The organism is Staphylococcus sp. HMSC070D05, from assembly GCF_001815595.1.
In the GTDB taxonomy this organism is placed as follows: Bacteria; Bacillota; Bacilli; order Staphylococcales; family Staphylococcaceae; genus Staphylococcus; species Staphylococcus hominis.
Genome location: NZ_KV821130.1, coordinates 1 through 6,890, shown reverse-complemented (window position 1 = coordinate 6,890; position 6,890 = coordinate 1). Strand labels below are relative to the sequence as shown.

Genomic DNA, 6,890 nt, shown 5'->3' with positions numbered 1-6,890 from the left:
TTATACTATAAATTCAACTTTGCAACAGAACCTTATACTTAATGTATCTTAAATAGAAAGAGGGTATGCATATGGATTTCACTGGTGTTATTACAAGCATTATTGATTTAATCAAGACTTGCATTCAGGCTTTCGGTTAATTTTTTCAACTAAAAAACAGAGGAAATATTCAACGACTTGATTGTTTCCTCTGTTTTCTATGTATTGTTGTAAACACAACAATTTTATTTTTTATTCAATATATTTCTCAATTCTTCTATTTCATCTTGTGATAGATCTTCTTTTTCTACAAAGTTTAAGACAAGTGAATTGAAACCGCCTTTGTATACTTTATTGATAAAGTTTTTAGATGTTTTATATTTTATATCACTTTCTTCTACAAGAGAGTAATATTGAAAAATTTTATTGTCTTTTTTACGATCTATAAATCCCTTTTTATACAATCTCGTTATAAGTGTACGAATGGTTTTTGGACTCCAGTCCTTTTGCATTTGTATTTCTTCTATTATATTATTCGCACTTGCATATTTTTTCATCCAAATGATATTCATAACTTCCCATTCTGCAGATGATATTTTATACGTTTTATTATCCATTATATTAACTCCATTTCTTTTAAAATACGCTCAGAAATTTGTTGTGCTTTTTCGCCATTCGCATTGTCTTCGCCTTTTAAATGTGTAGCAAAATAATACGTATTATCTTTCGTTTCAACATAACCTACGAACCATCCATTTGCTTCTTTGTGATTCACGATTCCTGTTCCAGTTTTACCTACATATTTATAAGTATCTTTTTGTTTCAAAGTCATACTATTTTCAACTTTTTCAATAGCCTTATTATCAAAATGCATGTTATGTTGTTTCATATTTTTCAACAAATTAACCTGTTCTATTGCAGAAATTTTTAATGAAGATTCATTCCAATAATTTTCATTCCCTGATATTTCTTCATTACCATATTCAATTAGATCTAAATAAGATTTAACCTCATCTTGTCTTAAATGTTTGTTTAAATTTTCGTAATACCAATTTACTGAATATTTCATTGAAGAATTTAAATTTTGATCTTGGTTCCATTCTTTAAATGGATATTGATGTTTATCCCATTGTTGTTCAGTATGATTTAATGAGAGTAAATTTTGGTCGAATGCCATTAACGCTAAATAAATTTTGTAAGTAGAATTAGGTGAATATCGTTGTTTACTTTCTGGTTCATTATAAATAGAATAAGCTTGCTCCCGTTCATTATAAAGCACAAAACTTCCATCAAATCCTTTGAAATACGGAGCTAGTTGATTTAATTTTTTATATGATACATTTGTTTCATATTTGTCTTGTTGAACATGTGCAGATAGTAACGGTGCTTGTATTAAAAGCGATATACTACATACAATATACGCAACAATACGCTTGTTTCGATTAGGTTTAGGCATTGAATCATAAAGTGCAATATACTTAACACGTTCTTTAATATTTGAATTAAAACCTAGTAAATATTGTGCTGCCACATTATTTATGTGCTGAGATTTTAAAATAGAGCATTTTAATATCGATTCACCATAACGTATATGTTCATGGCGATTCAAAATTTTTAAAACGTTTCTATCACATACTTTTTCACAGTCATTGTCCATCATTGTTTTACTTATATATAGTGCAGGATTAAACCAGAATATCATTTTAAAAACAACATAAAGCTGGTTGAATATTAAGTCATGACTTTTCACATGTGATAGTTCATGTAGAATAATATATTCAATTTCTTTGTCATTCATGGTTTCGACTACGACAGTTGGTAGTACAATTTGGGATTTCACTAAACCAAATACCATCGGATTATCAATGTTTGAACTATAACTAATTGTTATATGCTTTTTGTAGAACTGCATCTTACTTTGACATACTTTAAGTCGTTCATTAAGATATGACGATTCCAATGACGAACTTTTAATAACATCAATTTGTCGGAATGCCTTAATCATATAAAATAAGCACAACAAACTACCAAATACCCATATCAAAAGAATCATATACGTTATATTTGAGGTCTCAAACTGATTAACATTAATTGCTAAGTCTTTCGTAACAGATGATTGTTGACCATCTAACATATGACTAACCGAAGAAGTCGTGTCAGATACATTTCGATTCATCATATCTTTTGAAAATGTAAAATTCGATATTTTGTAAAATGGTATTAATGGAATTAACGTGGAGACGAGCACTAATAACCAAATCTTATGTGACATAATATTTTGAGTATATTTTATATAGAGCATTCTCACTAAAAAAATTACACATATCGTGAGCAATGAACTGATTATACTTAACATTAAAAAAGATGATAACACCTTCTACACCTCCATATCACAAAAATTATAACATTATTTTGACATAAATACTACATTTGTAATATACTACAAATGTAGTCTTATATAAGGAGGATATTGATGAAAAAGATAAAAATTGTTCCACTTATTTTAATAGTTGTAGTTGTCGGGTTTGGTATATATTTTTATGCTTCAAAAGATAAAGAAATTAATAATACTATTGATGCAATTGAAGATAAAAATTTCAAACAAGTTTATAAAGATAGCAGTTATATTTCTAAAAGCGATAATGGTGAAGTAGAAATGACTGAACGTCCGATAAAAATATATAATAGTTTAGGCGTTAAAGATATAAACATTCAGGATCGTAAAATAAAAAAAGTATCTAAAAATAAAAAACGAGTAGATGCTCAATATAAAATTAAAACAAACTACGGTAACATTGATCGCAACGTTCAATTTAATTTTGTTAAAGAAGATGGTATGTGGAAGTTAGATTGGGATCATAGCGTCATTATTCCAGGAATGCAGAAAGACCAAAGCATACATATTGAAAATTTAAAATCAGAACGTGGTAAAATTTTAGACCGAAACAATGTGGAATTGGCCAATACAGGAACAGCATATGAGATAGGCATCGTTCCAAAGAATGTATCTAAAAAAGATTATAAAGCAATCGCTAAAGAACTAAGTATTTCTGAAGACTATATCAAACAACAAATGGATCAAAATTGGGTACAAGATGATACCTTCGTTCCACTTAAAACCGTTAAAAAAATGGATGAATATTTAAGTGATTTCGCAAAAAAATTTCATCTTACAACTAATGAAACAGAAAGTCGTAACTATCCTCTAGGAAAAGCGACTTCACATCTATTAGGTTATGTTGGTCCCATTAACTCTGAAGAATTAAAACAAAAAGAATATAAAGGCTATAAAGATGATGCAGTTATTGGTAAAAAGGGACTCGAAAAACTTTACGATAAAAAGCTCCAACATGAAGATGGCTATCGTGTCACAATCGTTGACGATAATAGCAATACAATCGCACATACATTAATAGAGAAAAAGAAAAAAGATGGCAAAGATATTCAACTAACTATTGATGCTAAAGTTCAAAAGAGTATTTATAACAACATGAAAAATGATTATGGCTCAGGTACTGCTATCCACCCTCAAACAGGTGAATTATTAGCACTTGTAAGCACACCTTCATATGACGTCTATCCATTTATGTATGGCATGAGTAACGAAGAATATAATAAATTAACCGAAGATAAAAAAGAACCTCTGCTCAACAAGTTCCAGATTACAACTTCACCAGGTTCAACTCAAAAAATATTAACAGCAATGATTGGGTTAAATAACAAAACATTAGACGATAAAACAAGTTATAAAATCGATGGTAAAGGTTGGCAAAAAGATAAATCTTGGGGTGGTTACAACGTTACAAGATATGAAGTGGTAAATGGTAATATCGACTTAAAACAAGCAATAGAATCATCAGATAACATTTTCTTTGCTAGAGTAGCACTCGAATTAGGCAGTAAGAAATTTGAAAAAGGCATGAAAAAACTAGGTGTTGGTGAAGATATACCAAGTGATTATCCATTTTATAATGCTCAAATTTCAAACAAAAATTTAGATAATGAAATATTATTAGCTGATTCAGGTTACGGACAAGGTGAAATACTTATTAACCCAGTACAGATCCTTTCAATCTATAGCGCATTAGAAAATAATGGCAATATTAACGCACCTCACTTATTAAAAGACACGAAAAACAAAGTTTGGAAGAAAAATATTATTTCCAAAGAAAATATCAATCTATTAACTGATGGTATGCAACAAGTCGTAAATAAAACACATAAAGAAGATATTTATAGATCTTATGCAAACTTAATTGGCAAATCCGGTACTGCAGAACTCAAAATGAAACAAGGAGAAACTGGCAGACAAATTGGGTGGTTTATATCATATGATAAAGATAATCCAAACATGATGATGGCTATTAATGTTAAAGATGTACAAGATAAAGGAATGGCTAGCTACAATGCCAAAATCTCAGGTAAAGTGTATGATGAGCTATATGAGAACGGTAATAAAAAATACGATATAGATGAATAACAAAACAGTGAAGCAATCCGTAACGATGGTTGCTTCACTGTTTTATTATGAATTATTAATAAGTGCTGTTACTTCTCCCTTAAATACAATTTCTTCATTTTCATTGTATGTTGAAAGTGACACTGTAACGAGTCCATTTTCTTTTTTTATGGATTTCTTATTTGTAATTTCAGCGATAACGTACAATGTATTACCTGGGTATACAGGTTTAATAAATTTAACGTTATTCATTTGTGTTCCTGCTACAACTTCTTCTCCGTATTTACCTTCTTCTACCCATAATTTAAATGATATTGAAAGTGTATGCATGCCAGATGCAATGATACCTTTAAATCTACTTTGTTCTGCTTTTTCTTTATCTATATGCATATATTGAGGATCAAAAGTTGTTGCAAATTGGATAATTTCTTCTTCTGTAATATGAAGGCTTTTTGTTTTGAATGTTTCTCCTACTATAAAATCATCGTATTTCATATATGTCTCTCTTTCTTATTCAAATTAATTTTTTAGTATGTAACATGTTAAAGGTAAGTCTACCGTCACTGAAACGTAAGACTCACCTCTAACTTTCTATTGAGACAAATGCACCATTTTATCTGCATTGTCTGTAAAGATACCATCAACTCCCCAATTAGCAAGTTGGTTTGCACGTGCTGGTTTGTTTACAGTCCATACGTTCAATTCATAACCCGCTTCTTTTACCATTTTTACTTTTGCTTTAGTAAGTTTGGCATCTTCAGTGTTTACTATTTTAGCATTACAGTAATCTAAAAGTGTTCTCCAGTCTTCACGAAACGAAGTTGTATGGAATATAACTGCTCTGTTATATTGTGGCATGATTTCTTCTGCAAGTTTAACAAGCACAACATTAAAGCTTGAAATGAGCACTTCTTGATTCTGATTTAAGTTTGTTAATTGTTCTTCCACTTGCTTAACCATACTTTTAGAAAGTGCTAGTCCATTCGGTCCAGTAATACCTTTTAATTCTACATTTAAATTCATATTATATTCATTTGCTATTTTTACTACATCATCGAAAGTTGGCAAATGTTCATCTTTGAATTTTTCACCAAACCAAGATCCTGCAGAAGCATCTTTAATTTCATCATAATTCAATTCAGTTATTTCCCCGGACATATTTGTAGTCCGTTCTAAATAATCATCATGAATGATAATCAGTTGTTCATCTTTTGTAATTGCAACATCTAACTCCAACCAGTTTATACCTTCTACTTCTGAAGCAGCTTTAAATGATGCAATTGTATTTTCCGGAGCTTTACTAGGTAATCCTCTATGTCCATATACAGTTAGCATATTACCTCTCCTTGCATTTTTATTTTTTTAATTAACGTAACTGTATTATCACATTAATCGCACTTTTATTTCCATTAAAAAGAGATGAATATCATAAATAAAGAAGTCGATAGATTCGTATTGATTATGGAGTTAATCTACGTCTCATCTCATTTTTAAAAAATCATTTATGTCCCAAGCTCCATTTTGTAATCAAGTCTAGTTTTTCTGTACCCCTTATCTGCAATTTTACTTAGGATTGCTTTTAACTTACCCCTTATCAGCAATTTTACTGAGAACTGCTTTTAACGCACCTCTTATCTGCAATTTTGCCTAGAACTGCTTTTAACGTACCTCTTATCTGCAATTTTACTTAGAACTGCTTTTAACGTACCTCTTATCTGTAATTTTACTGAGAACTGCTTTTAACAAACCTCTTATCTGCAATTTTACTTAGAATTGCTTTTACTATTCCTCTTATTAGTATAATCTCAGTAAGAATGCGTATAAAAATGAAAATTACAACCGATTTTGTAAGTGCTGACGCCTGAGGGAATAGTATGTGCGAGAGACTAATGGCTCGAGCCATACCCCTAGGCAAGCATGCACGTACAAAATCGTAAGATAAAAAAATAAGCATATCACTGTAAACTTTAAAAAATCAGTTTAGTGATATGCTTATTTATTTCGAGTTAGGATTTATGTCCCAAGCTCATCAAGCACAATCGGCCACTAGTTTATTTCTCTATCTTATATGTTCTGATATGGTCTTCTATACTGTATAAGTATACTTTTGAATATGGATCTTGTGTCAATTCACGTTCGAAATCAAATTCTTGATTATCAAATCTGTTAAAGAATGTTTCGTATTCTTCGACTGATAATTGCTCTCTAGATTCTAGCATATTTAAGTGTTTCTCTTTATCTAATGCTTTGTCATATCCTTTAACGATTGAACCACTAAAGATTTCTCCTACTGCTCCTGAACCATAACTAAATAGACATACTTTCTCTTCTGGTTGGAATGTGTGGTTCTGTAATAACGAAATTAAACTTAAGTATAATGATCCTGTATAAATGTTACCAACATCTCTATTCCATAATACGGTTCTGTTGCAAAGTTGAATTTATAGTATAA

General features: G+C 30.2%; 7 protein-coding genes. 2 read left to right on the top strand and 5 right to left on the bottom strand.

All coding sequences use genetic code 11. The annotated features are described in order from the left end of the window. Positions 1-71 precede the first annotated feature (71 nt). Positions 72-140 carry a phenol-soluble modulin PSM-mec gene (gene psm-mec / locus HMPREF3046_RS11220; RefSeq protein ID WP_014532405.1) on the top strand — a complete coding sequence of 23 codons (69 nt, stop codon included), beginning with the start codon at positions 72-74 and terminating at the stop codon, positions 138-140. Between the two features lie 84 nt (positions 141-224). On the opposite strand, the gene mecI is transcribed toward psm-mec, so the two are convergent. Further along, complete coding sequence (gene mecI / locus HMPREF3046_RS05735) at positions 225-596, bottom strand: mecA-type methicillin resistance repressor MecI (protein WP_070717379.1); 372 nt, start codon at positions 594-596, stop codon at positions 225-227. Then, positions 596-2,353 (bottom strand): beta-lactam sensor/signal transducer MecR1, encoded by a 1,758-nt coding sequence (gene mecR1 / locus HMPREF3046_RS05730; protein ID WP_000952923.1) that lies wholly within the window; start codon positions 2,351-2,353, stop codon positions 596-598. The genes mecI and mecR1 overlap by 1 nt, the downstream gene beginning before the upstream one ends. Before the next feature lie 96 nt (positions 2,354-2,449). Between mecR1 and mecA the strand changes: the two genes are divergently transcribed. Next, a complete protein-coding gene (gene mecA, locus HMPREF3046_RS05725; RefSeq protein WP_001801873.1) occupies positions 2,450-4,459 on the top strand; it encodes a PBP2a family beta-lactam-resistant peptidoglycan transpeptidase MecA in 2,010 nt (669 codons plus the stop codon). Between the two features lie 45 nt (positions 4,460-4,504). Here mecA and HMPREF3046_RS05720 read toward each other — a convergent pair whose 3' ends face one another. From HMPREF3046_RS05720 to HMPREF3046_RS10975, 3 genes are all read right to left on the bottom strand, one after another. Beyond that, positions 4,505-4,933: a MaoC family dehydratase gene (locus HMPREF3046_RS05720; protein WP_000872606.1), complete on the bottom strand. Its 429-nt coding sequence runs from the start codon at positions 4,931-4,933 to the stop codon at positions 4,505-4,507. A gap of 96 nt (positions 4,934-5,029) precedes the next feature. Next, positions 5,030-5,773, bottom strand: coding sequence for a glycerophosphoryl diester phosphodiesterase (locus tag HMPREF3046_RS05715; RefSeq protein ID WP_000958858.1), 744 nt, complete (start codon positions 5,771-5,773; stop codon positions 5,030-5,032). 716 nt (positions 5,774-6,489) lie between these two features. Further along, positions 6,490-6,879 (bottom strand): hydroxymethylglutaryl-CoA synthase, encoded by a 390-nt coding sequence (locus HMPREF3046_RS10975; RefSeq protein WP_020444595.1) that lies wholly within the window; start codon positions 6,877-6,879, stop codon positions 6,490-6,492. Between the last annotated feature and the right edge of the window lie 11 nt (positions 6,880-6,890).

What these genes read in the sequence shown, in the direction of transcription:
- mecI (WP_070717379.1), bottom strand. Translation starts at nt 596, where the DNA reads ATGGATAATAAAACGTATAAAATATCATCTGCAGAATGGGAAGTTATG.
- HMPREF3046_RS05720 (WP_000872606.1), bottom strand. Translation starts at nt 4,933, where the DNA reads ATGAAATACGATGATTTTATAGTAGGAGAAACATTCAAAACAAAAAGC.
- HMPREF3046_RS05715 (WP_000958858.1), bottom strand. Translation starts at nt 5,773, where the DNA reads ATGCTAACTGTATATGGACATAGAGGATTACCTAGTAAAGCTCCGGAA.